Below are 26795 nucleotides of genomic sequence, written 5' to 3'. Positions count from 1 at the left end.
ATTGCCGCCGGCACTCATGAAAAGGAGACAGGAATGAAGACAAGCGAAAGCCTTCGCTGCGCGGCGGCCGCGCTCGGGTTGATGGCCGCCCTTGCGGCGCCGGCGCAGGCACAGACGTGGCCCGCCAAGCCCGTGCGCGTGCTCGTGGGTTTCTCAGCAGGCGGTCCCACCGACGTGGTGGCGCGTGCCTTCGCCGATCACGCATCGCGTGCGCTGGGCCAGCCGTTCATCGTGGACAACAAACCCGGCGCGAACACGATCCTTGCGGCCGAGGCCGTCGCGGCGGCCCCTGCCGACGGCTACACGCTGCTGCTGGGCGCGACCAACCACACCATGATTCCCGCGCTCTACAGCCAGCGGGTCAAGTTCGATGCCGTGCGCTCGTTCGCGCCGGTGTGTTCGCTCGCCGTGAGTCCCACGGTGCTGGTGGTGGGACCGTCGATGCCGCTCAAATCCTTCGCGGCCTTCCTGCAGGCCGTCAAGGCCGAGCCCGGCAAGCGCACGTATGCAACGCCGGGCTCCGGCAGTTCCGGACATTTCGCGAGCGCGCACTTCACGCAATTGACGGGCACGTCGATGAACCACATCCCCTACAAAGGTGCGGCGCAGGCGACGACCGACCTCATGGGCGGCCAGGTCGACAGCTCCTTTGCGACCTTGGGCTCGGTGCTCGCCCAGGTGCAGTCCGGCAAGCTGACCGCACTGGCCGTGGCGTCGCCCAAGCGCTCGGCGCTGCTGCCGAACGTGCCGACCTTCGACGAACTGGGCGTCAAGGGCTATGCGGCCGATGCGTGGTACGGCCTGCTGGCGCCCGCGAAGACACCGCCGGAGGTGATGGCCGCCTTGCGCCGTGTCGCCACCGAGTTCGCACAGGCACCTGCAACGCAAGACAAATTGCGCTCGCTCGGCATGGAGGCGCAGAACACCTGCGGCGATGCCCTCGGGGCGCAGCTGGCGCGCGAGGTCAAGCTGTACGGCGAGCTGGCCCGCTCGCTCGACCTCAAGACCGAATGAACGCGCTGTTCGATTCCCGCAGCTGAACCCCACACCGAAGCCATCATGAAGAATTTCATCAAGGGCCTGCTCGCCGCGTGCGCGTGCGCCGCCGTGTTCGCCCACGCCGCCCACGCGGCCTATCCCGAGCGCCCCATCACCCTCGTCGTTCCGTACGCGCCGGGCGGTTCGGCCGATGCCCTGGCACGTGTGCTCGCGGTTCGCGTCGGCGTGAAGCTGGGCACCAGCGTGATCGTCGACAACCGGCCCGGCGCCAGCGGCACCATCGGCGCCGGCTTTGCCGCCAAGGCCGCGCCCGACGGCTACACGGTGCTCTACGACGCGACGCCCTATTCGATCAATCCGCACCTCTTTCCTCGCATGCCGTACGCCGGCAATGCGTTGCAGCCTCTGGCGCTCGTCGCGCTGGCGCCCAACATCGTGATCGTGCGCGCGGAGTCGCCGGTCAGGACCATCAAGGACCTCGTGGACAAAGCCAGGGCCGAGCCCGGCAAGATGAACTACGCCTCCGGTGGCGGCGGCACCGTGCAGCGCCTCGCGGCAGAACTGTTGCGCCAGCGGCTCGGCCTGGACATGGTCCACGTCGGCTACAAGAGCGGCGGCCCCGCCATCGTCGATGTCATGGGTGGCCAGGTCGACTTCATGTTCAGCACCATCGCCGCCTCGTACCCGCTGGTGTCGTCCGGCAAATTGCGCGCGCTGGCGGTGTCGTCGCCACAGCGCTCGCCGCGCCTACCGGAGGTCCCGACCCTTGGCGAAACCGTGGCGCCCGGCTACGAGGCCTACGAGTGGAACGGCCTGCTGGTGCCCGCCGGTACGCCAGCCCCCATTGCCGACAAGCTCCACAAGGCGGTGATCGAGGTGTTGAAGGAAGAGGAGGTGAAGCGCCGCTTCGTGGACGTCGGCGTGCAACCGGTGGGCTCGACGCCGGCCGAATTCGCCGATTTCCTGAAAAAGGAAGATGCGAAATGGGCGGAGGTCATCCGCAAAGGCAACATCAAGCTCGACTGAAGGCACCGATGAACACCATGCCGGACGCGCAGCCGGTCCCTCATTCGGCAGGAACCAACCGCCCTGCATGTGCGCTGCCCCGCGATGCCTGCGACAGCCACATGCACATCTTCGACCCGCGGTTTGCGCCGTCGCCGCACTGGAAGCGCCAGCCGCCTCGCGCCGAGGTGGCGGCCTACCGCCGGTTGCAGCAGCGGCTCGGCACCTCGCGCACGGTCGTGGTCAATCCCTCGACCTACGGCACGGACAACGCGTGCACGCTCGACGCGCTCGCGCAACTGGGCGAGCGGGCGCGCGGCGTGGCAGTGGTCGGCCACCAGGTGGCCGACAGCGCGCTCGACGCGCTCGCGGCGCAGCGCGTCTGCGGCCTGCGCGTGAACTTCGTCACGCCGCAATCCTGGGGCACCACCACGCCGGAGATGCTGACCACCCTGGCACGCAAGGTGGTCCGGCTGGGTTGGCACATACAGGTCTTCGTGCAGCCGGAGCAGCTGGTGGCGCTTGCCCCCGTGCTCGCAAGACTCCCGGTGCCGCTGGTCATCGATCACATGGCGCGCATCGACCCGGCCGAAGGCATCGATGGCGAGGCCTATGCGGTCGCGCGTCGACTGCTGGACGGCGGCAACACATGGATGAAGCTGTCGGGCGTGTACATGCGATCGCGCGACGGGGCGCCCGCCTACCGCGATGCCTTCGACCTCGGGCGTGCACTGGTCGCCGCGGCGCCCGAGCGCCTGGTGTGGGGCAGCGACTGGCCCCACACCACCGAAGCACCGGACACCGTCAACGACGCCGATCTGGCCGACGTTCTCGCTGCCTGGTGCGACAGTACCGCGGTGCGCGACCGCATCCTCGTGGACAACCCCGCGATGCTCTACGGGTTCGCGGCCGCATCGGCCACCTGACGCCGCGAACATCCACCGCTGCGGCACCATCCGTCCAGGAGACTGACATGTACCTTCTTCAAGCGCCCCAGGTGCTGGAACTGCAGACCTTCACCACGATGCCCGAGTCGTTCCGAAGGCACGAGCGCAGTGTCTGGGCCGATGCCAACCGCGGCGGCATGCCGACCGACTCCTTTCTTGAAGGGCCCGTGTTCGACGCCGCGGGCAACCTCTACGTCTGCGACATACCCTTCGGCCGGACCTTCCGAATCGATCCGGCAGGCGCATGGACGCAGGTCGCCGAGTACGACGGCGAACCGAACGGCATGAAGTTCATCGACGCGCACACCCTGCTCGTCACCGACTACAAGAACGGCCTGATGCGGGTCGATGTGCAGACCGGACGTGTCACGCCGCACCTGCAGCGGCGCAACACCGAGAGCTTCAAGGGCGTGAACGACCTTGTGCTCGACGCGCAGGGCAACATCTACTTCACGGACCAGGGACAGACCGGGCTTCACGATCCATCGGGCCGGCTCTATCGCCTGCGGCCGAGCGGCCAGCTCGACCTGCTGCTGTCCAACGTGCCCAGCCCGAACGGCGTGGCCCTTTCCGCCGACGGCAAGGTCCTCTACCTTGCCGTGACGCGGGGCAATTGCGTCTGGCGCGTGCCGCTGCTGGCTGACGGGAGCGTCGCCAAGGTGAGCCAGTTCTTCACGTCCTACGGACCGAGCGGCCCCGACGGGCTCGCGGTCGACATGCAGGGACGGCTGCTGGTCGCCAATCCGGGCCTGGGCTATGTCTGGGTGCTCAACCCGCGCGCAGAACCGGTCATGGTGCTGCGCGGTCCAGCCGGTGCCTCGATCACCAACGTCGCGTTCGGTGGCCCGGATCGGTCCACATTGTTCGTCACCGACTCCACGCACGGCAACGTGCTGATGCACCCGCTCGACACGCCAGGCGTGGTGCTGCACGTGTTGCCTTGCGGCGGCGGCAGATAGGCACGCGGCCCTGACTGCCGCGATGAAAAATCGCCGCTAGATGAACGGAACCCCGCCGGTGACGGGAATGGTCGCGCCCGAGATGTAGCTCGCCTGGTCCGACGCAAGCAGCACGTACACCGCCTGCAGTTCGGCAGGTTGCCCGGGCCGCTTCATCGGGGTTTGCATGCCGAATTTTTTCACCTGCTCCGGCGGCATGGTCGAGGGGATCAGCGGTGTCCAGAAAGGCCCCGGCGCGACGCAGTTCACGCGAATGCCCTTCTCGGCCAGCAATTGCGCCATGCCCCCCGACAGGTTCTGGATGGCGCCTTTGGTCGCCGCGTACGCCACCAGCGTGGCGTTGGGCTTGTCTGCGTTCACCGAGGCCGTGCTGATGATCGCGCTGCCGGGCTTCATGTGCCGCGCTGCGGCTTTGCTGAGAAAAAAGTTGGCGTAGACGTTGGTGCGGAAAGTCTGGTCGAACTCTTCGGCGGAAATTTCGTCGAGCGACTTGTGGCTCATCTGGAAGGCTGCGTTGTTGACCAGGATGTCGAGCTTTCCGAAGCGTTCGATGGCGGCGTCCACAAGCCTGTTGCAGTGACTCTCGTCCCGAATGTCGCCGGGCACGGCCACGCAGGCGCGGCCGGCGCGTTCGATCCATTGCTTGGTGACCTGCGCGTCGCTCTCTTCCTCGGCGAGATACGAGATCAACACGTCGGCGCCCTCGCGGGCGAACGCGAGCGCCACGGCGCGCCCGATACCGCTGTCGCCGCCTGTGATGAGCGCGCACTTGCCCTGCAGCTTCCCGCTGCCGACGTACGAGTTCTCCCCGAAGTCGGGCGGTGGGTCCATTCGGCTCTCCAGCCCAGGAGGCTGCTGCGCGGGCGTCGAGAAGGGGGGCGGTGGGGTGGCTGGTGCGGGCTGGGTCATGTGTTGCTCCTTGCGTTGATGAAAACGATGTTTTTCACCTGCACTTTCGCTGCCGGTGTAGGAGCGTTTCGCGTCTTGGTCGCAGGCCAGCGGATCTGGCGAAGAAAGCGGCAGCGGTACGGTGGTCTCCGCCTCCTGATTGCCCGATGTCTGACCGACCCTTCGGTCTCTTCCCACATACGGTGGCCCGGCATCCGCGGAGAAATGGCGGACCAGCGGGTGGTGACTGTCCAAAGGGTTTCTGAAGTAAAGCTCGACCATCCGCATGACCAGCGGGCCCGGGATCGGGCCCGCGCTTTGCCAGGAGATCGCCATGCAACGTTTCACAGACCGCGTCGTCATCGTCACCGGGGCCGGTTCCGGCATTGGAGAAGCAACGGCGCGCCGCTTTTCGAGCGAGGGCGCCTGCGTGGTGCTGGCCGGCGACACCAAGGCCAAGCTCGACGAGGTGGCTCGCGATCTTCCGCCCGAGCGCACGCTGGTCAAGGTGACCGACGTGTCGCGCTACAAGCAGGTGCAGGCGCTGGTGGCAGCCACCATCCGGCGCTTCGGCGCGTTGCACGTGCTTTTCAACAACGCGGGCATTGCCGTGGAAGGCACCGTCACCGAAGCGCCGCTCGACGGCTGGGACAGGATCATGGCCATCAATGCCGGTGGCGTGTTCCACGGCTGCCGCGCCGCGATGCCGCACCTGATCGAGAGCAAGGGTTGCATCGTCAACACCGGCTCGGTATCGGGCCTCGGTGGCGACTGGGGCATGGGGTTCTACAACGCTTCGAAAGGCGCCATCGTGAACTTCACGAAGGCGCTGGCGCTGGACCATGGCCGCGACGGCGTGCGGGTGAACGCGGTGTGCCCAAGCCTCACTTTCACGCCGATGACGGAAGACATGAAGGCAGACAGAAAACTGATGGCCAGGTTCCGGGAGCGTATTCCGCTCGGCCGCGGCGCGGACCCGGCGGAGATCGCCGCGGTGGTGGCCTTCCTCGCGAGCGATGACGCGAGCTTCGTCAATGGCGTCGCGCTGCCGGTGGACGGCGGTCTCATGGCCTCCAACGGCCAGCCGAACATGTCCTGACCTGAACGTCGCAGTGTTCGTTCAGCCGTGGCGGGCTGCGGCGCTTGCCGGTCCCAGGCGCCGGTTGAGCCGCGCAGGTGCGACGATCACGAAACCGCCGGCGAAGGGCCCGGCATGACGGGATCGTGGACCGGCGTGGCGACGGTCGTATGAACGAAGCAGAGCTTGTGCCCCTCGGGATCGAGGCAATAGGCCGCATAGAAATCGGGCGCATACCGTAGCCTGAGGCCGGGCGCGCCCTGGTCCGACGCGCCGTGCGCCAAGGCCGTCGCCCAGGCGGCATCGACCACGGATCGCGATGCCGCGAGAAAACTCACCTGGCTGCCATTGCCGCAAGAAGGTGCTTCGCCGTTGACCGGCGCGCCAATGACGAATTGCGGCCAGCGTTGCCCGGGACGCTGCCAGTACACCCCCGCCGGACCGACTTGCGAAAGTTCGACAGCCCGTCTGAGCCCGAAGTGCGCGAGCACGACGTCGTAGAACGCGCACATCCTCGCGAGGTCTTTCACGCCGATCTGTATGTGGGCGAACACGCTCAACGGCCGCCCCTGGCAACACCTGGCCGGTGCGCGCTGTGGCCCGCTGCGTTTTCGGCGGCGAGCATGCCGGACGAGCTGAATGGGCGGTATGCCATGGGCAACATTTTTCCATCGGTGATGTCGGTGCAGAGGGGCGCCGGCACATCTTGCGGCGTCGTCCGACAAGGCTGCCGGAGGTCGAAGGCTTCCTGCGCGCATTGGTCAAGCTGGCCTACAGCCTGCTGCCCGTGTGCGACGCAGGCTGGGAGCCTGGGTGGAGAGAAAAATCGAGGCTGTGCATGGATTCACTGTCAGAGCTTTTTCGCATGGAGATGCCTCCCTGGCACATGGTGCTCAGGGGGACTTTGATCTACTGGTTCCTGCTGCTCGTCTTTCGTTTCCTCTTGCGGCGCGACGTCGGGTCGCTGGGCGTGGCGGACCTGCTGTTCGTCGTGCTGATCGCGGACGCCTCCAGCAATGCCATGCAGGGCGAATACAAGACGGTCACGGACGGATTGGTGCTGATCTCGACGCTGGTGGGATGGAACTACCTGATCGACTGGGCCAGCTACCACTCGCCGACCGTTTCGCGCTTTCTCGAACCCCCGGCAGAGCCGCTGGTGAAACACGGACGCATCGTTCACAGAGCGCTGCGCCGCGAGCTGATCACGGTGGAGGAGTTGATGTCCAAGCTCAGGGAGAAGGGTGTCACCGACCTGTCCGAAGTCCGCTTGGTGATGCTGGAAAGCGACGGCGAGTTGAGCGTCCGGAAGTACGGCCGTTGAGCGAGGCGGATTCATATCTCGCTACCGCAACCCCCACATGGCCGCGGTTGCCCCTGTCCTCGATCAGCCGAGCACGGCTGGCACGAGCTGCACAGCGAGCGCGCCGATGCGCCGTCAGGGCAGGGCGCACCGACCGACCGGGGCCGCGCGCGGCCAGGGAGCCTCAGGCGGCCAGCACCAGCACCTTGAACTGGCTCGGCACGATCCGCATGCCGACGATGTTGCAGCGGTTCTGCACCGCAAGGCTGGTCATGCGGGTGCAGGGCGTGCCTTTCAGCAGCACGGTGAAGGCGCCGGTGACATGGCGCGAGGGGCCCATCACCGTCTGCGACACCACGCCCATCAGCACGCCCGCGTTGTCGCCGTTGGTGATCGGCGTGATCGTCGCCATGTTGTGGGCGGGCGTGCCGCCGTAGAGGATGTTCCAGGCGTTGGGAATGGCCGTCGGCCCGAGCGCGAAGTTGGGGTAGGGAATGGGCAGCGCCGGCGGCGTCTTGCAGACGTCCGGAAAGGCGAGGTCCACGCCCATCATCTGTGCATTGGCAAACATGGCAAAGGCTCCTTCGGTTCCGTGGTCGGTGAGTGGCGGCGGTCAGCCCATGTGGATCTGTTCGGCGTCGACCTTGACCAGCGCCTTGCTGGTGACAAGGGTGTTCTTCGCATGCAGCCGCAGCGTTTCGCTCGCCTGCATGTCGATCTGGCCCGCGCGAACCTGCTCGACCTCTTCGGTCAGGCGAAAGCTCGACCGCGTGAGCACGCTCAGCCGGTCGAGCACCGTCTCCAGCGTGCGGCCCACGAAGCGTGCGACCAGCGCGGTCACGCGCACTTCGGCGCCGCGGTAGTCCATGTCGGCGATGTCCAGGCGCGCCTTCTGCGCCTGCAGCGTCAGCGTGGGTGCATCCAGTGCGATGCGTCCGTGGCGCGAACTGATGGTGAGGTCGCCATCGGCGACGATGTGCGACTGGCTCGCATCCGCCTGCGTGACGACCGCGATCAGGTAGAGGTGGTCGCGATGCGGCCCGGCCACCAGCACGGTGTCGCCCGTGCCCGGTTGCAGCAGGCAACTTGCGGCGCGCGGGCAATGCCAGGGGGCGCCGCCGTCTTGCGGCGCGATGAGAAAGCCGCCGTCCGCCAGCGGTTGCAGCACGGTGCCCAGCGCGCTGCCCGTCCACGGGACGACGGCGGTCGCGGAAGAGGGCAGCGGCTTGCGCAGCAACGCCTGCATGTCGGGGGAGCGCAAGTCGTCGCCGGCAGCGGTGCCGGCCGGGGCCAGGGCGGGTTCGCGGATGGCGCGGTGGGTCATGGGGCAATGTCCTCGGTGTCGGGCGGCAAGGGCCGGCCGAAGGTGTCGCGGCCTGCGCGTTGCGGACGGCTGGCACGGGCGGCCGAGAAGCGCTCGGCCTCGAACAGTGCGGGGTCGCTGTCGAGCACGCCGAGGCGGTCGCTCCAGCGCGTGCCGGTTTCGATGGCGCGATGCAGTTGCGTGCGCTGGAAGGTGGCGCCGCGCATGTCGGCGCCGCCGAGGTCGGCGTAAGAGAAGTCCGCGTAGACCAGCTGGCTGCGCGCGAACGAAGCGCCGTTGCAGCGGGCGCGGTGGAACACGCATTGCACGAGCTGCGTGTCCGACAGGTCGGCGTCGGCCAGCGTCGCATCGACCCAGATGCTCTGCGCGAAGTGTCCGCCGCGGCAGTCGGCGCCGCGCAGGTCCGCTTCCGGAAACAGGCACTGCGGCGCATGCACGCCGGTGAGCACCGCGCGTTCGAGCTTCGCGCCCTTGAAGTTGCATTGCGTGAGGCGCGCACGGTCGAAGTTGCAGCCTGCAAGGTCCGCGTCGATGAACTGACAGAGGTGGAACTGCTGCGCCGAAAAATCCTGCCCCGCCAGGTCGGCCTCGCTGAAGATCACGTTGTGAAAGCTCGCGCCCTTGAAGCTCGCGCCGCGCAGCCCGGCGCGGTAGTAGACGGTGGTGTCGAGCCGCACGTCGTCGAAGTGCGCTCCGTCCAGTGTCGATTCGCCGAACACCGTCTTGGTGAGGTCGGCGCAGTCGAAGCGCGCCGCACCGAGCGTGCTCTTGTGAAAGGCTGCGAGGTCCAGGCGTGCCGCGCCGAAGTCGGCGCCCTGCAGGGTCGACTCGCTGAAGGCCACGCGCGTCATCGTTGCACCCCGCAGGCTCGCCTGCGACAGGCTGCACTTGTGGAAGGCCGCGCGCTGCAGGTCGGCGGCCTCCAGCCGCGCGCCGTCGAAGCGGCAGGTGTCGAACATCGATTCGGCCAGTTGCGCGCCTTCGAGGCTCGCCTGCGAGAAGTCGCATTCGCCGAAGGTGCCGCCGCGCAGGTCGAGGTGGTCGAGGCGCATGCCCTTGAAATCCTGGCCCTTGATGAACTCGCCGCCGCGAACCTTCTGCGCCAACGCGTCCGGCGTCATCGCGCCGGTTCCGCCGCGCGCCGGGGGACGGTCTTGGCCTGTTCGATGTAGGCGCCGCGGGTTTCGGTGACGGTGTCGATCAGCGCCTGCGACACATCGGCGCGAAAGAGGTTGGCGTCGCGCAGGTCGACGCCGGCGAGCGTCGCTTTCTGGAGGCTTGCGTTCATGAGGTTGGCGCCGCGCAGCGACGCACGGGTCAGGTCGGCGCGGATGAAAAGGCTTTCGGGCGCATCCACAAGGCCCAGGTCCGCGCCCACGAGGCTGCAGCCCGAGAAGTCGCAGGTGTCCAGCGTGGCGCGGGACAGGCGCGCGCCGTCGAGCACCATGTCGCGCAGGCTGCACTGGATGAGCGTGGCGTCCTGCAGGTCGATGGTTCGCAGGCTGCTCGTGCCGACGAAGCAGGTGGTCTTCAGCGTGGCAGCGGTGAAGGCGATGCCGTGGTCGCCGACGGTGTGGACCCAGGCGCAGGCCTCGAGATTCGCCTGCGAAAAATCCAGCCGCTCGACCACGCAGGAGATCAGGCCGAACTTGTGCAGGCTCGCCGCGCGAAAGCTGCAGTCCTGCAGCCGGCTCTGTTCGAGCAGCGTCACGTAGTCGAAGTGCGCGCGGTCGAAGCGGCAGTTCTGGAAGTGCATGCCGAAGAGGTTCAGGTGCGTGAGGCGTGCGTCCGAGAAATCGCAGTCGTCGAAGCGGGTTTTCTCGATCGTCGTTTCATCGAAATGCGCCTGCGCGAACGAGGTGTGCGCGCAGTGCGCAAGGCTCAGGTTGGCGCGGTGCAGCACGCAGCCGGCGAGCGACGCGCCTGCCAGCCGCGCGCGGACCAGCACGGCTTCGGTCGCGTCGGCATCGTCGAGCCGTGCGCCCGAGAGATCCGCGCTTTCGAGCAGCGTGCGTTGCAGGCGCGCGCCGCGCAGGTCCATGTGCGAGAGGTCGGCGCCCGTCAGGTCCATGCCCGAAAGGTCGCGCGTGGTGGCCATGAGCGCCTGCACACGCGCGCGCGTCTCACCGGCGCGCTCGGTGGTCATCGCATCGGCAGCGGACTGGTGCTGCGCGCCGAGCCGGTACATGTCGATCAGGCCGCGACGGCCGATTTCGGCGGTCTTCGCAAGGTCCGCCTCCTGGGCCGGCGACATGGGCGCGGTGCGCGTGGCCGGGGCGATGCCCAGCATGCCCTGCATCAAAGCCCTGGCATCGAAGGTGGGCGGGCCCTTGGCCTGGCTGCGGTTCGCATCGGCCACGAGCGCGCCGCTGTCGAACCCCACCTTGCGCGATTCCACCGCGTTGGCCTCGGCGATCTGCGCGAGTTCTTGGCGCGCGGCGTCGAGCTTCTGTTGTTGTTCGCGCTCGTAGACCTTGGTGCGCTGGATGAACTCGGGCAGCTCGTTGAGCTTGGGCATCTTCGTGAAGGGCTCGGGCAGCGCGCGTTCCTTGAAGTGGCGCGGCTTGTGGCCGGCGGCCAGGGCCTGCTGCGTGAGGTCTTGCCGCAGCGCGTTGCCGCGTTCGCGCATGTTGCGCACGAGCACGGACTCTTCCTCTTCCATCTGGTCGACCCACGGGCCGATGGCTTCGGCGGGCAGCAGCTCGTCGTCGCGGAACATGTAGAGGCCGCCGGTCTCGGGATCGCAGCGGCGCTGCAGGATCGCGAAGTAGTGTTCGAGCGGGTGCGCGGGCTCTGCGGCGGACTCGATCGCGGGCATCACGTGCGTGACATCGGCCGCGTCGTCCTCGGCGATGGCGGTCTCGCCGTGCCAGATCAACGCGATCTGCGCCAGGTGCGGAAAGAACCATGTGGTGGTGAGCCGCAGCGGCACCTCTTCGAATCGCTCGGGCTCGGCCTGGCCCGAGGCGGTCTTGCGTCCGATGAAGGCGCGCGCCCGCCAGTCCGGCAACCTGCCGCGCTGCACCGGCAGGTTGGGGTGCATGTTCCACACCTCGTACGGCGTGCCGCCCGCAATGCGGTCGTGACCCGGCCAGCGCTGCTCGGGCGATGCGGCGTTGAAGAGGTGCCAGTCCATGTCTTCCGAAAAGCCCGGAAAAAGGTTCTCGCGCCAGTGCGCGTCGTAGTGCTTGCCGATCAGGCGCATGCGGCTGGGCCAGCTCACGTCCATCGCGCCGAAGCAAGCGGCCTCAGGCTGGCGAGAGGGATGACCGATGCGGCGGTGCGGATGCTCCACGTTGGGCAGCCGCCGCACCAGCAGTCCGTTCACCAGTTCGGGCGCATGGCCGATGCCCAGCGGGTTGTCGGCAAAGGCGGGGCCGCCGAAGGCGCGCGTCCAGTCCAGGCGCATCGATTCGAAGGGCTGTGGCGCGGTCGCGCGGCCGTCGAGCCAGAAGCGATCGCCGAAGACCACCAGCTGCCGGCTCAGCGCGCCGACGTTCAGCGCGACGGCGCAGGCGGTCTTTTCTTTCTGGTGGTGCGTGTAGGCATGGCCGGTCGCGAGGAATTCGGCGCAGGCCTTGGGCATTCCGAGGTCGAGTACGCCGGTGGGGCCCAGTTCGTTGGAGACGGCTTTCCAGAACTCGGGCTCGGGCAGCAGCACGGGCGTTTCGTCCATGGCGACCATGCCCATGGCCGTCACGCCCAGCCGCTGGTGGCCGGCGCGCAGGAACGGGCGCGTGATGATGCTCAGGCGCAGGGGTTTGACGGTCTTCACGGTGCGGCCTGGATCAACCCGCGGCGCGCGCGATTTCGAGCGGCGTGCGCGTGCGGTCGATGGCCAGCCTGGATGCATCGTCGGGATCGCGCAGCAGGTGCACCCGCGTGCCCGCGATGCAGAACTGCGGCAGCAGGGCTTCGTCGACCAGCGTGCGCACGACGGCCGGGCTGGAGCCGCCCGCGCCGTCGAACACTTTCAGCGACATCTCGACCGCCAGCACCGTCTGTCCCTGCGAGCCGCCGCGCGTGAGTTCGTGCTCGGAGCGCTTGACCGATTCGACGATGGCCTCCGCCGGAATGCCGTGCTGCGCGAGGCGCTTCCAGGTTTTCTCTTCGGCCGAATAGATGCGGTTCTCGCGCGAGGCGACGATCGCCACCGACACGGCCGTCACGATCACCGCGCTCATCACGACGGCGAACACGATCCAGAGCAGGGTTTCAAACCACAAGGGTCAGCACCTTGAACTTCGCGGCCAGGCCGCCGGTGGCGATGAGCATGCCCTTGTTCGCGATGGCCAGGCCCTTGGCGCTGACTTCGAGCGGCTTGTTCTTCAAAGAGAAGACGGCCGTGTCGATCTTCACGGTCGCGATCTGCGCATTGAGCCCGGCGTAGTACTGCAGGCGCGCGCCCCACACATCGAACGAAATGCCCACCAGGCTGATGCGAAAGCCCACCCCGCCCGCGCGGAACAGGCGCCAGTCGCTGCTCTTGGCGTAATTGTTGATGTAGGTGGCGGAGTTGTTGGTGTAGTTGACCGTCAGGTTGTTGTAGGTGGTCGACGTCGTGTTGTAGGTCGTCGTGTTGATGACGTGCTGCGTCGTGTTGTGGATGTGGTTGGTGGTGTTGAAGGTCACGTCCGGCGAGGTGTGCACCGTCGGGCCGGTGACCGTGGTGGTCGAGGGGCCGTTGACCTGCACCGTGTTCGAGGTGTTGATCGTGTCGTTGCGGCCCGCGCTCACGAAGCGGATCTCCTGCCCGTCGATGGTGCCGTTGAAACCGCCGCTGATGGCGAGCCTGACGCCGCCGCTGATGGTGTCGTTCAGCCCGCCGCTGAGCATGCGCGTCTTGCCGCCCGAGATCGTCTGGTTCACGCCGCCGCCGATGGTCTCGCCGAAGCCGCCGGTCACGCTGCGCGTGTCGCCGCCGGTGATGGTTTCCTTCGCGCCCGCGGTGATGTCGCGCGTTTCGCCGCTCCGGTAGGTGGCCGACTCGTGGCCCTTGATGAGGGTGGTGCGGGTGCCGCCGGTGGTGTGGGTCTCGTCGGCCTCCACCTCCACGTCGAGGTTGCGCTCGGCATGCAGCAGGATCTGCTCCGCACCGCTCTTGTCCTCGAAGCGCAGCATGTTGGCCTGGTTGGCCGCGCCGCCGGTGCTCGATCGCGTGAGGATGCCGCTGGCCGTCGCGTTGGCGGGCAGCTCCCAGGGCGGCATCTGGTCGCTGTTGTAGACGCGGCCGGTGATGATGGGGCGGTCGGGTTCGCCGCCGATGAAATCGACGATCACTTCCTGGCCCACGCGCGGCATGTGCATGGTGCCGTAGTTCGCGCCGGCCCAGTTGCTGGACACGCGCACCCAGCAGGAGCTGTTCTCGTCGGACTGGCCGTAGCGGTCCCAGCGGAACTGCAGCTTCACGCGGCCAAAGCGGTCGGTCCAGATCTCTTCGGGGCCGACGACGGTGGCGGTCTGCGGGCCGTTGGTGCGCGGCTTGGGCGTCTTGCGCGCGGGGCGGTAGGCGACGGTGGAGGGCAGCACCGTGAAGTCGAACTCGCACACCGATTCCGCGCTGCCGCCGCTCGAGTACTCGGGCTCCTGCAGGTCGTAGCGCGTCTCGGTGACGAGGTACTCGCGGTTGTCGGCTTCGCGCGGGCAGTGCGTCATCTCGAACAGGTAGCCCGGCGCCATGCCCAGCACATTGGTGTGTCCCGAGGCCAGCTCGTGCGCGCACTGCAGCTCCTGCAGGCGGACCTTGGCGTACGCGTCACCCTGCCCGTGCTCGCTGTAGCCGCCCAGCCATTCATAGACTTCGTAGGTGGAATGCTCATGGCCCTTGGGGTCCTGCTGCACGCTTTGCAGCGAGGCGCGCGACTTCCTGAAGTCGAAGTCGTCCAGCATCACGCGGCCCGAGGTGATCTGCTCGGAGATGCGCCAGCGGTCGATGCACGGCTCCATCACGTTGACCACGCGGTCGCGTGGACGGTAGGGAATGGTGGCGTGGCCCGGCAGGCTGCCGTAGCCGCCGGCGTCGTCGGCCAGCACCAGCAGGTGCGCGCCGTTGCTGTGCTCGAAGTGATAGGCGATGCCTTCGTGCTCCATGAGGCGGCTCACGAAGGCGAAGTCGCTCTCCTGGTACTGCACGCAGTATTCCCACGGGCGGTAGCTGCCGGTGAGGCGCTTCTCGAACTGGAAGCCGTATTTGCCCAACACGTCGTCGAGCACCTCGGGCACGCTCTTGTTCTGGAAGATGCGGCAGTCGGTGGTGCGCGTGAGGTACCAGAGCCAGGGCTGAACCAGTGCACGGTAGATGTAGTGGCGGCCGGTTTCGTTGGCTCGGCCCACGAGTTCGAAGCGCACCACGGTCCCGTTGAGAAAACGCGGTGCGCCGCCGTCCTGCAGTTCGATGGTGAGCGAGGTACCCAGCAGCGTCTTCAGGTCCAGGCTGAAGCTCGTGCTGACCATGTCCACCTCGAACTCGAACAGTTGCGAGAGGCCCTCGTGCCCGCGCATGGCGCGGAATTTGAGCTGCTCTGCACTGAGTGCGGTGTGAACCTGGACGGTGCGCGTCATTCGGAATTTCCCTGACCCTTTTGGAGCTTTTTGCGATTGCAAGCCTTCGGGGCCAGTCTAGAAATTCGGTATGTCATATGCATGACGTGACCGTTGTCGCAACCTCTGTAACGCAACGTGCGAAGTCCTTGCGACACGCTTGCAGCTGGCCTCGGGCATCACCTTGCTGTCGGCCGCGTGCCCTTTGCATGCAGTTTGTTGTAAGCCTTCTGTGTGATGTTTAAAAGAAGATGTACTTCTTTGGATTTCATCGCTCTGCGTTGCATCCGGTTGCGGTTGACCATGCCTCCTGTTCCCCTCAAGATAACAAGTGTTGACGATGGTTAATTCAAGGGGGGCCGGTTGTTGCAGAGTGAGATCGATTTGTTGCAGTCGCCTGTCGAAGGCCCGCTTCCGTGCGGTGAGGATCTGGAGTACGACCCCGATTTCATGGCGTTGCAACAGGCGACAACGGGTAAGCGGGAACAACAGTTCGGTGCAACGATCATTCCGGCCGAACCTCCCGACTGGGCTCGCGTGGAGCGCATCGCCAGGCAGTTGTGCGAACGCACGCGCGACCTGCGGGTGCTGGTTCCGCTCACCCTGGCATGGACCGAGACGCGCGGCCTCCCCGGTTATGTCGACGGCCTCCGGCTGGTCGATGTGGTGCTGCAGAAATTCTGGAACGACGTGCACCCGCGCGTCGTTGCCGATGGTTTCGAAGACCCGCTGCCGCGCATGAACGCGCTGGCTGCGCTGGCCGAGACCGAGGGGCTCGGACGCAGCGTGCGCGATGCGCGCCTGCTCGACGATGGTGGCTCGTCGGTGAGCCTGCGGCAGGTCGAGGCCCTGCTCGATTCGAGCAAGGCCGACCAGATCGACTACCCCGGCGGTATCGGCCGGTTGCGCGAAGCGGCACGACGCGCGCACGAAAAGGCGACGCCCGCGGTGCTGGCCCTGCGCGCTGCACTGGAACTGCTACAGCGCATTCGCGAGACCTCCGAGCGCGCACTGGGACAGAGCTGGGCACCGGATTTCTCCCGGCTCGAACGCTCGCTTCGCACCGTGATGCAGTTGCTGCCCGAGCAGGCACGGCCCGATCCGGTGGCAAGCCTTCCGCAGGTAAGCGACGTGAATGCACAAGGCGCTGCGCAGCCTTTTTCGAGCGCGCAGGCCGTGGCCGCAGGCACTGCAAGTGGCGGCGCAGGCCTACGCGCACCCGGTATTAAAGAGATTGAAATATCCAGTCGCGATGATGTGCAGGTGCTGTTGGAGAAGGCTTGCCAGTACATGGAACGCACGGAGCCCAGTCATCCGGCGCCCATGCTGATACGGCGAGCGCAAAGACTCCTGGACCTCAACTTCTTCCAGATCATCGAAGAGCTTGTGCCCGAGGGATTGCAAAAGATAGAGAGCCTGGCCGGACGGCCGTTGAACGGCGGGGCCTCCCCGGAATAGGCGGCCATCGCCGCCGATGCCGGGTGCCCGAAGCCAGCAGGACAGACAGCCAGGTCCGACCCATGCGTTCAGTTTCAAGAGGAAGCTTATGGCAGACAACCGTGTCAGAAACAGTGGTCAGAAGTTCATCGCGCGGAACCGGGCACCGCGTGTGCAGATCGAGTACGACGTCGAGATCTACGGCAGCGAACGCAAGATCCAGCTGCCCTTCGTGATGGGCGTGATCGCCGACCTCGCGGGCAAGCAGATGGACCCGATGCCCGATCTGGCCGAGCGCGATTTCATGGAAGTGGACATCGACAACTTCGACGACCGCATGAAGGCCATCAAGCCGCGCGTGGCGTTCCAGGTGCCCAACACGCTCACGGGCGAGGGCCAGATGAATGTCGACATCACCTTCGACACCATGGACGACTTCTCGCCCGCGCGCATCGCGGGCCAGGTGGGTGCGCTGCAGCAACTGCTCGCGGCACGCACCGAACTGTCGAACCTGCTCTCGTACATGGACGGCAAGAACGGCGCCGAGCAACTGATCGCGCAGGCGCTGCAGAACCCTGCGCTGCTCAAGTCGCTCGCCTCCGCGCCCAACACCGCGGTAGCCAAGGCGGTCGATGCGGCGAATGAAAAAGCGGGCCATGCGCCCGGCGGTTCTCCCGAGTAAGCGCAAAGCCAGACAACGCACAGCAAGCCGACAGGATCTCCACCCATGAGCACCGCACCGAAACAGACAGCGCGCGCGCAGGCCACCACGATCGAGGCGCTCGCGCCGAACGAGTTCTCCGACCTCCTGCAGCGCGAGTTCAAACCCAAGACCGAGCAGGCGCGCGAGGCGGTGCAGAACGCCGTCAAGACGCTCGCCGTGCAGGCGCTGGAGAGCACGGTCACCATCTCCAACGATGCCTATCGCACTGTTCAGGGCATCATCACCGAGATCGACCGCAAGCTCTCCGAGCAGATCAACCAGATCCTGCACCACGAGGACTTCCAGCAACTCGAAGGCGCATGGCGCGGCCTGCACTACCTGGTGAACAACACCGAGACCGACGAGCAGCTCAAGATCCGCGTGATGTGCGCCTCCAAGCGCGAAGTGGCGCGTTCGCTCAAGCGCCACAAGGGCATCGGCTGGGACCAGAGCCCGCTGTTCAAGAAGGTCTACGAGGCCGAGTACGGCCAGTTCGGTGGCGAGCCCTTCGGCGCGCTGATCGGCGACTTCCACTTCGACCACAGCCCGCCCGATGTCGAGATGCTCGGCGAGATGGCCAAGATCGCCGCGGCCGCGCATTGCCCCTTCATCGCCGGCGCATCGCCCACCGTGATGCAGATGGATTCGTGGCAGGAGCTGTCGAACCCGCGCGACCTCACCAAGATCTTCCAGAACACCGAGCACACCGCATGGCGTTCGTTGCGCGAATCGGAAGACGCGCGCTACATCGGCCTGGCCATGCCCCGCTTCCTGGCGCGCCTGCCGTATGGCGCGCGCACCAACCCGGTCGACGAATTCGAGTTCGAGGAAGAAACCGATTCGGCCGCGCACACCCGCTACACCTGGGCCAACTCGGCCTATGCGATGGGCGTGAACATCAACCGTTCGTTCAAGCAGTACGGCTGGTGCACCTCGATCCGCGGCGTGGAATCGGGCGGCGCGGTGGAGAACCTGCCCACCCACACCTTCCCCACCGACGACGGCGGCGTGGACATGAAGTGCCCCACCGAGATCGCCATCAGCGACCGGCGCGAGGCCGAGCTCGCCAAGAACGGCTTCATGCCGCTGGTGCACCGCAAGAACTCCGACTTCGCGGCCTTCATCGGCGCGCAGTCGCTGCAGCAGCCGGCCGAGTACTACGACGCCGACGCCACGGCCAACGCGAACCTTGCGGCGCGCCTGCCGTACCTGTTCGCATGCTGCCGTTTCGCGCACTACCTCAAGTGCATCGTGCGGGACAAGATCGGTTCGTTCCGGGAGCGCGAGGACATGGAGCGCTGGCTCAACGACTGGATCATGAACTACGTGGACGGCAGCCCCGGCACGTCGTCGCAGGACACGAAGGCAATGAAGCCGCTGGCGGCGGCGGAGGTCCAGGTGGAAGCCATCGAGGACAACCCCGGCTACTACGCCGCCAAGTTTTTTCTCCGGCCGCACTATCAGCTCGAAGGGCTGACGGTTTCCCTGCGGCTGGTTTCGAAGCTGCCGTCCAACAAGAAGGACAGCAGCTAAATCAACGGTGCTCCACGAGGGCGCAAATAACTTTGGGGGTTAATCATGGCAGTAGACATGTTCATGCGCGTCGAGGGCGCGAACGGCGAATCCAAGGACTCGAACCACAAGGACTGGAGCGATATCAAGTCGTTCGCGTGGGGTGCAACGCAGCCTGGAAACATGGTCAGCGGCGGCGGCGGCGGTGTGGGCAAGGCGAGCTTCAACGACCTGCAGGTGCTCGCGCGCATCGACAAGGCGGCGCCTTCCATCTTGAAGAACTGCGCAAGCGGCAAGCACCTGAGCAAGGTCGAGGTGTCGCTGTGCAAGGCCGGCGGCACGCAGATCGAATACACGCGCGTCACGCTCGAGGAAGTGCTGGTCACCTCGGTGCAGTACACGGCCGAGCAGGGCGGCGACGCGGTGCTGGTGCAGTTCGCATTCCAGGCCGCCAAGGTCAAGCAGCAGTACTGGGAGCAGACCGACAAGGGCGGCAAGGGCGCCGAGACGGTGCTGGCCTGGAACCTCAAGGAAAACAAGGAGGGCTGAGCCTTCCTGTTGCCGTCATGCCGGAGGCGGGCCGCGCGAGCAACTCGCGCGCCGATGCACAGAAGGCCCGCCTTCCGGCCGAGGATCGATCACCACCGCACGACGCACGCGTCGTGCGCGAGCCAGTCAATGAGGAAGCTTCATGGGAGATGGGTTTGCAGTGCTGGGCGAGCGCTCCGTGGCCGAGCACACCGAATGGGTGCAGCGGCAGATCCGCGCGAGCCCCCAGAACGCCAGCCTGCGCCTTGCCCTGTGCCACTTCCTCGCGCTGCGCGGCGAATGGCAACGGGCTGAAGACCAACTCAAGCTCGCCGCGAAGATCGATCCCTCTTTCGCGCCGGCGAGCGCCACCTGCGCGATGGCGCTGGCGGCCGAGCGCCACCGCACCGAATTCTGGAATGGCGGCCGCGCGCCGGCCGTCGTTGCCGGCCAGGCCGGCTGGATCGACGGGCTGATCGCCGCGGTGGCGCTGCCGCCCGAACAGGCTGACGAAGCGGCTGCATTGCGCGAAGCGGCGCGGCAGGACGCGCCCGCGTTGCAAGGCACGCTGAGCGTTGTCGACCGCTCCGATTCGCGCGCCGCGCAGGCCCTCGACGGCGAGCCGGTCGAGACCGCCGGATTCGCCTGGCTCTGCGACGGCGATGTGCGTATCGGCGCCGTGCTGGAACTGCTCACGCCTTCGGGCTATGCGTGGCTGCCGCTGCATGCGGTGCGCCGCCTCAAGTTCAAGCGCCCTCAGCACCTGGTCGACCTGCTGTGGGCGCCGGCCGAGATCGTGCTGCGCGACGGCCGCGGGCTCAACGGCCTGGTGCCGGTGCGCTACCCGGGCAAGCTCGACGGGCTCGACGACGAAACCACGCTGGGCCGCCGCACCGACTGGCTGCCGCTGGCCGGCGAAGAGCAGTACGCGGGCGTCGGCCAGCGCACGCTCATCAGCGAGGCCGGCGACCATTCGCTGCTCGATGTGCGGCTCGTCGAATTCGACGTGGAAGAGGCGGCGCCGTGAGCACCACGCTGCCCGCCAGCCGCGCGGCCATGGATGCCGACGGCGATCCGCAGGAAAGCGTCGCACGCGACCGCCTGCAGCCCGTGCTGCTCGATCGCCTGACCGACAAGCAGCCGCAGAGCCGGCAGGAGCGCGCGGGCAGCTTCCTCATGAGCGGCAAGCTCCTGCGCGACTCGGTGCTGCGCGATCTGCAGTGGCTGCTCAACACCACCAATTTCGGCGCCGAGCACGGCATCAACGCCATGCCGCGCGCGCGGCGCTCGGTCGTCAACTACGGCGTGCGCGGCTGGGCCGGCGGTCGCATGTCGGAGGTGGACTTCGCGGACGTCGAGGCCGCCATCCGCGCCTCGATCATCGACTTCGAGCCGCGCATCATGAAGGACAGCATCGACGTGCGCTGCGTGACCGATGCGACCGACCTCGAACACCACAATCTGCTCGCGCTGGAGATCCGCGGCACGCTGTGGTCGGTGCCGTACCCCATCGAATTCATCCTGCGCTCGGAGCTCGATCTGGAAAGCGGCCACATGATCCTGCGGCCGACGGGAGGGCTCTGATGGACGCGCGCCTTCTCGACTACTACAACCGCGAGCTCACCTACATGCACGAGCTCGGGGCCGAGTTCGCGCAGCGCTATCCCAAGATCGCAGGCCGCCTGGGCATGCGCGGCATCGAGGTCAGCGACCCCTACGTGGAGCGCCTGCTCGAAGGCTTCAGCTTTCTCACGGCGCGCATCCAGCTCAAGATGGATGCGGAGTTCCCGCGCTTCTCGCAGCGCCTGTTGGAGGTGGTGTACCCCAACTTCCTCGCGCCGTTGCCCGCGATGGCGGTGGTGCAGATCGACGGCAACCTCAACGAAGGTTCGCTCAAGGCGGGCTACGAACTGCCGCGCCACACCATCCTGCGCGGCCGCATGATCAAGGGCGAGCAGACGGCCTGCGAGTTCCGCACCGGCCACGCCGTCACGTTGTGGCCCATCAGGATCGCTGAGGCCGGCATCGGCCCGGTGCCCGCGGAGATCGGCCATGCGATGCCGATGGTGGCGCGGCAGGCCAAGAGCGCGATCACCATCAAGCTCGAAGCGGTGGGCGGCGCCCTGTTTTCCGACATGCCGCTCGACCGGCTGGAGTTCTTTCTCTCCGGCGCCGAGCTGCATGCGCTGCGCGTGCTCGAACTGGTGGCGCACCACAGCGTGGGCACCGTGTGCCGCAGCGGCCCGGGTGCCCAAGACGGGGCCTCGCGCATCGTGCCGCTGGGCGACGAGGCCATCCGCCACGAAGGCTTCGACCCCGACCAGGCGCTGCTGCCCTACGACGCGCGCTCGTTCCAGGGCTACCGGCTGCTGCACGAGTACTTCGCGTTTCCCGAACGCTACCTGTTCTTCAGCGTGAAGAACCTGCGCGCCGCGGCCGCGGCCATGAGCGGCAACACGATGGAAATCGTGATCCTGCTGGACCGCGCCGACGCCGACCTGGAGCGCCTGGTCGATGCCAAGCATTTCTCGCTCTTCTGCACGCCCATCATCAACCTCGTGCCGCGCCGCAGCGACCGCATTCCGGTCGGCCCGGGCCAGCACGAGCACCATGCGGTGATCGACCGCACGCGCCCGCGCGACTTCGAGATCTTCACCGTCGAGCGCGTCACCGGCCACATGGCCAACGGCTCGGAAGAGCGCGAGTTCCGCCCCTTCCTGGGCTCGTTCGCGACCGACGACGGCGACTTCGGCGCCTACTTCTCGCTGCGCCGCGAACCGCGCCTGGTGTCCGACCGCGCACGCGCGCAGGGCACGCGCACCAGCTACACCGGCAGCGAGGTCTACGTGTCGCTGGTCGACCAGCACGACGCGCCCTTTCCGCACAGCCTGCGGCACATCACGCTCGATGCGCTGTGCACCAACCGCGACCTGCCGCTGCTGCTGCCCACGGGGCTCGAGTCGGACTTCACGCTGCGCATCTCTGCGCCCGTGCGTTCGATCCGCATCCTGCGCGGCCCGTCGCGGCCCTACCCGGCGCTGGCCGAGGGCGCGCTCACCTGGCGCCTCATCAGCCACCTGGGCCTCAACTACCTGAGCCTGACCGACGTCGATGCCGCGCAGGGCGCCGCAGCGCTGCGCGAGATGCTCGACCTCTACGGCAACCTCGCCGACCCCGCCGTGCGCCGCCAGATCCAGGGCGTGCGGTCGATGGCGCTCGCGCCGGTGTTCCGCCGCCTGCCCGAGCCGGGGCCCATCGTCTTCGGACGCGGCGTGGAGGTGGCGCTCAAGATCGACGAGGTCGCGTTCTCCGGTGCGAGCCCGTACCTTTTCGGCGCGGTGCTGGAACAGTTCTTCAGCCGCCACGTCTCGCTCAACGCCTTCACCGAGTTCGCGCTCTCCAGCCTGCAGCGTGGCGAAATCGCGCGCTGGACCCCTCGGGTCGGACGCCGCCCCGCCGTATGAGCGCAGCCGGCTTCTCCGACGGAATGCAGCAGGCCGCGCAGGCCGAGGGCGAGGACGTGTTCGAGGTGCATTCCTTCGATGAACCCACCGGCCACGAGACGCCGGCGATTGCAGCGACGGGCCGGCGCGATGCGCTGCTGGCAGATCCCGCGCTGTGGGCAGGCCTGGTCGACCAGCCTTTCGAGCACGACCTGTTCATGCTGCTGCGCAGGCTCGATGCTCAAGGCAACCATCCCTTGCTGGGCCGCGCACCCCGCCCTTCGGACGAGCCGCTGCGCCTCGGGCAGGAGCCCTCGATGGCCTTCGCGCCATCGAACGTGTCGGGCGTCGATGTCGATGGCGACGGGCCGCCGCGCATCTCGATCTACGGCTTCGGCCTGTTCGGCCCCAACGGTCCGTTGCCGCTGCACCTGACCGAGTACGCGCGTGAACGCAAGCGCCACCACAACGACCACACACTCAGCGCCTTCGCCGACCTGTTCCATCATCGGCTGATCCTGCTGTTCTATCGCGCATGGGCCGATGCGCAGTCGGTCAACAGCCTGGACCGCCCCGACGGCCACCGCTTCGTCGACTACGTGGCGAGCCTCATGAACATGGGGCAGCCGGGCCTGAAAGAGCGCGACCGCATCGCCGACCATGCGCGCACCTTCATGGCGGGCCACCTCGTGCGCCAGACGCGCAACCCCGAGGGGCTGATCCAGATCCTGCGGCTGTACTTCGACGTGCCCGTGCGCATCGAGGAATTCGTGAGCGACTGGGTGATGATCGACGAGCGCCAGGTGAGCCGGCTCGGTCTCTTCGGACGCAACCACCAGCTCGGCGCCGGCGCGACCATCGGCCTGGCGGTGCGCGATGCGCAGAGCAAGTTCCGCCTCGAGCTCGGGCCGCTGTCGCAGCAGCAATTCCGCGAATTCCTGCCGGGCAGCCGGCGGCTGCAGCAAGTGGTCGACTGGGTGCGGCAGTACGTCGGCATCGAGTTCGCCTGGGAGCTGCGGCTCGTGCTCAGGAAAGAGGAGGCGCGCGGCATGCAACTGGGCAGCGACCAGCGCCTTGGCTGGGGCAGCTGGGTCGGCACGCGCCTGTCGGACACCGACGCCGGCGACATGCTGTTCGAGCCCGAGGCGCTGTATCCCCGCAACGCGTCGGCGGCCGATGGGCCTGCCAAGTCCGCATCTTCCATGGCCCTATGACCGACATCCGCCGCGTCTCTCTTTTCTCCAAGCTGAACCCGATGCTCTACAAGGCATTGGAAACAGCCACCGCCTTCGCCAAGCTGCGCGGCAATGCCTATGTCGAGCTGGTGCACTGGCTGCACCAGATCCTGCAGTTGCAGGACAGCGACATGCTGCGCATCGTCAGGCGCGCGGGGCTCAACCTGGATGCGGTGGAGCAGGACCTCGTGCGCGCGCTCGACCGCCTGCCGCATGGCGCGACGTCGATCAGCGACATCTCCGAGCACGTGGACAACGCCGTCGAACGCGCCTGGGTGTATGCGAGCCTGCGCTTCGAGGCCACCTCGATCCGCGGCGCGTATCTGCTGGCCGGCATCGTCAAGACGCCGGGGCTGCGCCAGGTGCTCTCGGGCATCTCGCGCGAGTTCGACAAGATCGTGCCCGACGTGCTGATCGCACAGCTCTCCGCATGGACCGAAGGCTCACCGGAAGACGACTACGACGCCGCGCCGGACGCGGGCCCGGGCGGCGGTGCGACGGCCGTGCAGCACCAGGGCGATGGCGCACCGGCCGGCGGCTCGGCGCTCGCGAAGTACGCGAGCGACCTCACGGCCAAGGCGCGTGCGGGCGAGCTCGATCCGGTGTATGGCCGCGACGAGGAGATCCGCCAGATCATCGACATCCTGATGCGCCGCCGCCAGAACAATCCGCTGCTCACCGGCGAGGCCGGCGTTGGCAAGACTGCGGTGGTGGAGGGCCTCGCTTCGCGGCTGGCCTCGGGCGATGTGCCGCCTTCGCTCAAGGACGTGTCGCTGTGGGTGCTGGACCCCACGCTGCTGCAGGCCGGCGCGGGCGTGAAGGGCGAGTTCGAACAGCGGCTGCGCCAGGTGATCGACGAGGTCGAGAAGAGCCCCAAGCCCATCGTGCTCTTCGTCGACGAAGTGCACACGCTGGTCGGCGCGGGCGGCACCGCCGGCACCGGCGATGCGGCCAACTTGTTGAAGCCCGCACTCGCGCGCGGGCGGCTGCGCACCATCGGCGCGACGACGTGGTCGGAGTACAAGAAGTACATCGAGAAAGACCCGGCGCTCACGCGGCGCTTCCAGACGATCCAGGTGCACGAACCCACCGAGCCCAAGGCGGTGATCATGCTGCGCGGCATCTCGGCGGAGCTGGAGAAGCACCACGGCGTGCTCATCCTCGATGCCGCGCTCGAAGCGGCCGTGAGCCTGTCGCACCGCTACATTCCCGCGCGGCAGTTGCCCGACAAGGCGGTGAGCCTGCTCGACACGGCATGCGCGCGCGTGGCGCTGAGCCAGCATGCGCTGCCGGCCGCGCTGGAAGACCTGCAGCGGCGCATCGAGGTGCTGGGCATCGAGTCGGGTATCGCGGGGCGCGAGGCGGCGATCGGCGTGGGCGAGCACCAGCGCGTCGAAGACATCGCGGCCCAGGTGGCCGCCGCGCAGGCCGAACTCGATCTGCTGGAGCAGCGGCGGCTGGAAGAGAGCGCGCTGGTCGAGCGCATCGTGGCGCTGCGCAAGCTGCTGTCGCCCGCGGCGGTGCCGGTGCAGGCTGAAGCCGAGGCCGAAGTTGCAACCGAAGAGGACGCCGATCCGGTCGGTGAAGCACCGCAGGCCCTTGCCGAATCTGCCGAGCCCGCCGAACCCGAACGCACGCCCGAAGAAATTCGCGCCGAGCTCGACGAAGCGCAGGACAAGCTCGTGCAGCTGCAGGGCGAATCGCCGCTCATCCTCGCGGCCGTCGATGCGCAGGCCATCGCCACCGTGGTGGCCGACTGGACCGGCATTCCCATCGGCCGCATGGTGCGCGACGATGCGCAGTCGGTGCTGCGCCTGGGCGAGATTCTCTCGGCCCGCGTGGTGGCCCAGCCCGATGCGCTGGAGACCATCTCGCGGCGCATCCGCACCGCGCGCGCGCGGCTGGACAACCCCAACAAGCCCGTGGGCGTGTTCCTCCTGTGCGGCCCTTCAGGTGTCGGCAAGACCGAGACCGCGTTGGCACTTTCAGAGGCGTTGTACGGCGGCGAGCAGAACCTCGTGACCATCAACATGAGCGAGTTCCAGGAGTCGCACACCGTCTCCACGCTCAAGGGCGCGCCGCCCGGCTACGTGGGTTATGGCGAAGGCGGCGTGCTCACCGAGGCCGTGCGCCGCCGGCCCTACAGCGTGGTGCTGCTCGACGAGATCGAGAAGGCGCACACCGATGTGCACGAGATCTTTTTCCAGGTGTTCGACAAGGGCTGGATGGAAGACGGCGAAGGCCGCCACATCGACTTTCGCAACACCGTGATCATCATGACCTCCAACGTCGGCACCGACCTGGTCATGCAGCTGTGCGAAGACCCGACCCTGCGCCCCGACCCCGAGCCGCTGGCTGCGGCGCTGCGCGAACCGCTGCTCAAGGTGTTCGCGCCCGCGCTGCTCGGGCGCCTGGTTGTAGTGCCTTATTACCCGTTGCAGGCCGATGCGTTGCATCGCATCATCCGTCTGCAGCTCGACCGCATCGCGGCGCGGCTCGCGGCGAACCACGGGATTGCTTTGGATTACAACGACAGCGCCGTCGAACTCGTGGCGCGCCGCTGTACCGCCATAGAGTCGGGCGGCCGGATGATCGATGCGATCCTCACGCACACCATCCTGCCCCGATTGAGCGAGGAAGTCATCGGCGCCACCGTCAGTGCGCGCAAGCTCAAGGGCGTGAGGCTCTCTGCCGCTGGAGACGACTTCCACTACGAGTTTGCCGAGTGACACCAGAGCAAGGAGACCCAGCATGACCAGCAGAGTCGTGAAGGCTCACACCCCCTTGGGCGAAGAGCAACTGAAGTTTCGCTCGATGCGCGGCACCGAGGGCTTGTCGCAGCTGTTCGAGTTCGAGGTCGACCTGCTGAGCCCCGATGCGGCCATCGACCTGAA

Annotated in this window: 23 protein-coding genes; 15 read left to right on the top strand and 8 right to left on the bottom strand. The window is 67.2% G+C overall.

Annotated elements, in window-relative coordinates; all coding sequences use genetic code 11:
- The first annotated feature begins 33 nt into the window (after positions 1-33).
- Genes M2282_RS21735 through M2282_RS21720 form a run of 4 tightly spaced genes read left to right on the top strand, consistent with a single transcriptional unit; the run spans position 34 to position 3910 of the window.
- The gene (locus M2282_RS21735) at positions 34-1014 is read left to right on the top strand and encodes a tripartite tricarboxylate transporter substrate binding protein (RefSeq protein WP_280810845.1); all 981 of its coding nucleotides are present in this window, start codon (positions 34-36) and stop codon (positions 1012-1014) included.
- Positions 1015-1059: 45 nt separating this feature from the next.
- Positions 1060-2025, top strand: coding sequence for a tripartite tricarboxylate transporter substrate binding protein (locus tag M2282_RS21730; protein ID WP_280810844.1), 966 nt, complete (start codon positions 1060-1062; stop codon positions 2023-2025).
- Between the two features lie 8 nt (positions 2026-2033).
- Positions 2034-2930 (top strand): amidohydrolase family protein, encoded by an 897-nt coding sequence (locus M2282_RS21725; RefSeq protein WP_280810843.1) that lies wholly within the window; start codon positions 2034-2036, stop codon positions 2928-2930.
- Positions 2931-2977: 47 nt separating this feature from the next.
- Complete coding sequence (locus tag M2282_RS21720) at positions 2978-3910, top strand: SMP-30/gluconolactonase/LRE family protein (RefSeq protein ID WP_280810842.1); 933 nt, start codon at positions 2978-2980, stop codon at positions 3908-3910.
- 36 nt (positions 3911-3946) lie between these two features.
- Here the strand turns inward: M2282_RS21720 and M2282_RS21715 are convergent, their stop codons facing one another.
- Positions 3947-4819, bottom strand: a complete 873-nt coding sequence (locus M2282_RS21715) for an SDR family oxidoreductase (protein ID WP_280811070.1) — start codon at positions 4817-4819, stop codon at positions 3947-3949.
- Positions 4820-5132: 313 nt separating this feature from the next.
- Here M2282_RS21715 and M2282_RS21710 point away from each other — a divergent pair, with 313 nt between their 5' ends.
- Complete coding sequence (locus tag M2282_RS21710) at positions 5133-5897, top strand: SDR family NAD(P)-dependent oxidoreductase (RefSeq protein ID WP_280810841.1); 765 nt, start codon at positions 5133-5135, stop codon at positions 5895-5897.
- 86 nt (positions 5898-5983) lie between these two features.
- Here M2282_RS21710 and M2282_RS21705 read toward each other — a convergent pair whose 3' ends face one another.
- A complete protein-coding gene (locus M2282_RS21705) occupies positions 5984-6430 on the bottom strand; it encodes a VOC family protein (protein ID WP_280811069.1) in 447 nt (148 codons plus the stop codon).
- 32 nt (positions 6431-6462) lie between these two features.
- On the opposite strand from M2282_RS21705, the gene M2282_RS21700 reads away from it, so the two are divergent.
- A complete protein-coding gene (locus M2282_RS21700) occupies positions 6463-7200 on the top strand; it encodes a DUF421 domain-containing protein (RefSeq protein WP_348541744.1) in 738 nt (245 codons plus the stop codon).
- 163 nt (positions 7201-7363) lie between these two features.
- Here the strand turns inward: M2282_RS21700 and M2282_RS21695 are convergent, their stop codons facing one another.
- From M2282_RS21695 to M2282_RS21670, 6 genes are read right to left on the bottom strand one after another with little or no spacing between them, the layout of a single operon-like run.
- Entirely contained in the window at positions 7364-7750 is a 387-nt protein-coding gene (locus tag M2282_RS21695) for a DUF4150 domain-containing protein (protein WP_280810840.1), read from the bottom strand.
- Positions 7751-7792: 42 nt separating this feature from the next.
- Positions 7793-8503: a DUF3540 domain-containing protein gene (locus M2282_RS21690; RefSeq protein WP_280810839.1), complete on the bottom strand. Its 711-nt coding sequence runs from the start codon at positions 8501-8503 to the stop codon at positions 7793-7795.
- Complete coding sequence (locus M2282_RS21685) at positions 8500-9624, bottom strand: pentapeptide repeat-containing protein (protein ID WP_280810838.1); 1125 nt, start codon at positions 9622-9624, stop codon at positions 8500-8502. The genes M2282_RS21690 and M2282_RS21685 overlap by 4 nt, the downstream gene beginning before the upstream one ends.
- Positions 9621-12278, bottom strand: coding sequence for a DUF2169 family type VI secretion system accessory protein (locus tag M2282_RS21680; protein ID WP_280810837.1), 2658 nt, complete (start codon positions 12276-12278; stop codon positions 9621-9623). The genes M2282_RS21685 and M2282_RS21680 overlap by 4 nt, the downstream gene beginning before the upstream one ends.
- Positions 12279-12291: 13 nt before the next feature.
- Positions 12292-12729, bottom strand: coding sequence for a hypothetical protein (locus M2282_RS21675; protein WP_280810836.1), 438 nt, complete (start codon positions 12727-12729; stop codon positions 12292-12294).
- Positions 12719-15064 (bottom strand): type VI secretion system Vgr family protein, encoded by a 2346-nt coding sequence (locus tag M2282_RS21670; protein ID WP_280810835.1) that lies wholly within the window; start codon positions 15062-15064, stop codon positions 12719-12721. The genes M2282_RS21675 and M2282_RS21670 overlap by 11 nt, the downstream gene beginning before the upstream one ends.
- 342 nt (positions 15065-15406) lie before the next feature.
- Here M2282_RS21670 and tssA point away from each other — a divergent pair, with 342 nt between their 5' ends.
- The 9 genes from tssA (at position 15407) to tssH (ending at position 26630) form a co-directional block, all read left to right on the top strand.
- A complete protein-coding gene (gene tssA, locus M2282_RS21665; RefSeq protein WP_432422925.1) occupies positions 15407-16501 on the top strand; it encodes a type VI secretion system protein TssA in 1095 nt (364 codons plus the stop codon).
- Between the two features lie 88 nt (positions 16502-16589).
- Entirely contained in the window at positions 16590-17162 is a 573-nt protein-coding gene (tssB, locus tag M2282_RS21660; protein WP_280810832.1) for a type VI secretion system contractile sheath small subunit, read from the top strand.
- Positions 17163-17207: 45 nt separating this feature from the next.
- Positions 17208-18716 carry a type VI secretion system contractile sheath large subunit gene (tssC, locus tag M2282_RS21655; RefSeq protein WP_280810831.1) on the top strand — a complete coding sequence of 503 codons (1509 nt, stop codon included), beginning with the start codon at positions 17208-17210 and terminating at the stop codon, positions 18714-18716.
- Positions 18717-18761: 45 nt separating this feature from the next.
- The gene (locus tag M2282_RS21650; protein ID WP_280810829.1) at positions 18762-19244 is read left to right on the top strand and encodes an Hcp family type VI secretion system effector; all 483 of its coding nucleotides are present in this window, start codon (positions 18762-18764) and stop codon (positions 19242-19244) included.
- Positions 19245-19386: 142 nt separating this feature from the next.
- The gene (locus tag M2282_RS21645) at positions 19387-20250 is read left to right on the top strand and encodes a type VI secretion system accessory protein TagJ (RefSeq protein WP_280810828.1); all 864 of its coding nucleotides are present in this window, start codon (positions 19387-19389) and stop codon (positions 20248-20250) included.
- A gap of 29 nt (positions 20251-20279) precedes the next feature.
- A complete protein-coding gene (tssE, locus tag M2282_RS21640) occupies positions 20280-20807 on the top strand; it encodes a type VI secretion system baseplate subunit TssE (protein WP_280811067.1) in 528 nt (175 codons plus the stop codon).
- Positions 20807-22687, top strand: a complete 1881-nt coding sequence (gene tssF / locus M2282_RS21635) for a type VI secretion system baseplate subunit TssF (protein WP_280810827.1) — start codon at positions 20807-20809, stop codon at positions 22685-22687. Before tssE ends, tssF begins: the two co-directional genes overlap by 1 nt.
- Positions 22684-23880 carry a type VI secretion system baseplate subunit TssG gene (gene tssG / locus M2282_RS21630; RefSeq protein WP_280810826.1) on the top strand — a complete coding sequence of 399 codons (1197 nt, stop codon included), beginning with the start codon at positions 22684-22686 and terminating at the stop codon, positions 23878-23880. The genes tssF and tssG overlap by 4 nt, the downstream gene beginning before the upstream one ends.
- On the top strand, positions 23877-26630 hold the full coding sequence (tssH, locus tag M2282_RS21625) for a type VI secretion system ATPase TssH (RefSeq protein ID WP_280810825.1): 2754 nt from the start codon (positions 23877-23879) through the stop codon (positions 26628-26630). Before tssG ends, tssH begins: the two co-directional genes overlap by 4 nt.
- Positions 26631-26795 lie beyond the last annotated feature (165 nt).

Origin of the sequence: Variovorax boronicumulans, from assembly GCF_029892485.1 — a bacterium.
In the GTDB taxonomy this organism is placed as follows: Bacteria; Pseudomonadota; Gammaproteobacteria; order Burkholderiales; family Burkholderiaceae_C; genus Variovorax; species Variovorax boronicumulans_B.
The sequence above is the reverse complement of the archived record's forward strand: the minus strand, read 5'-3'. Positions and strand labels throughout refer to the sequence as shown.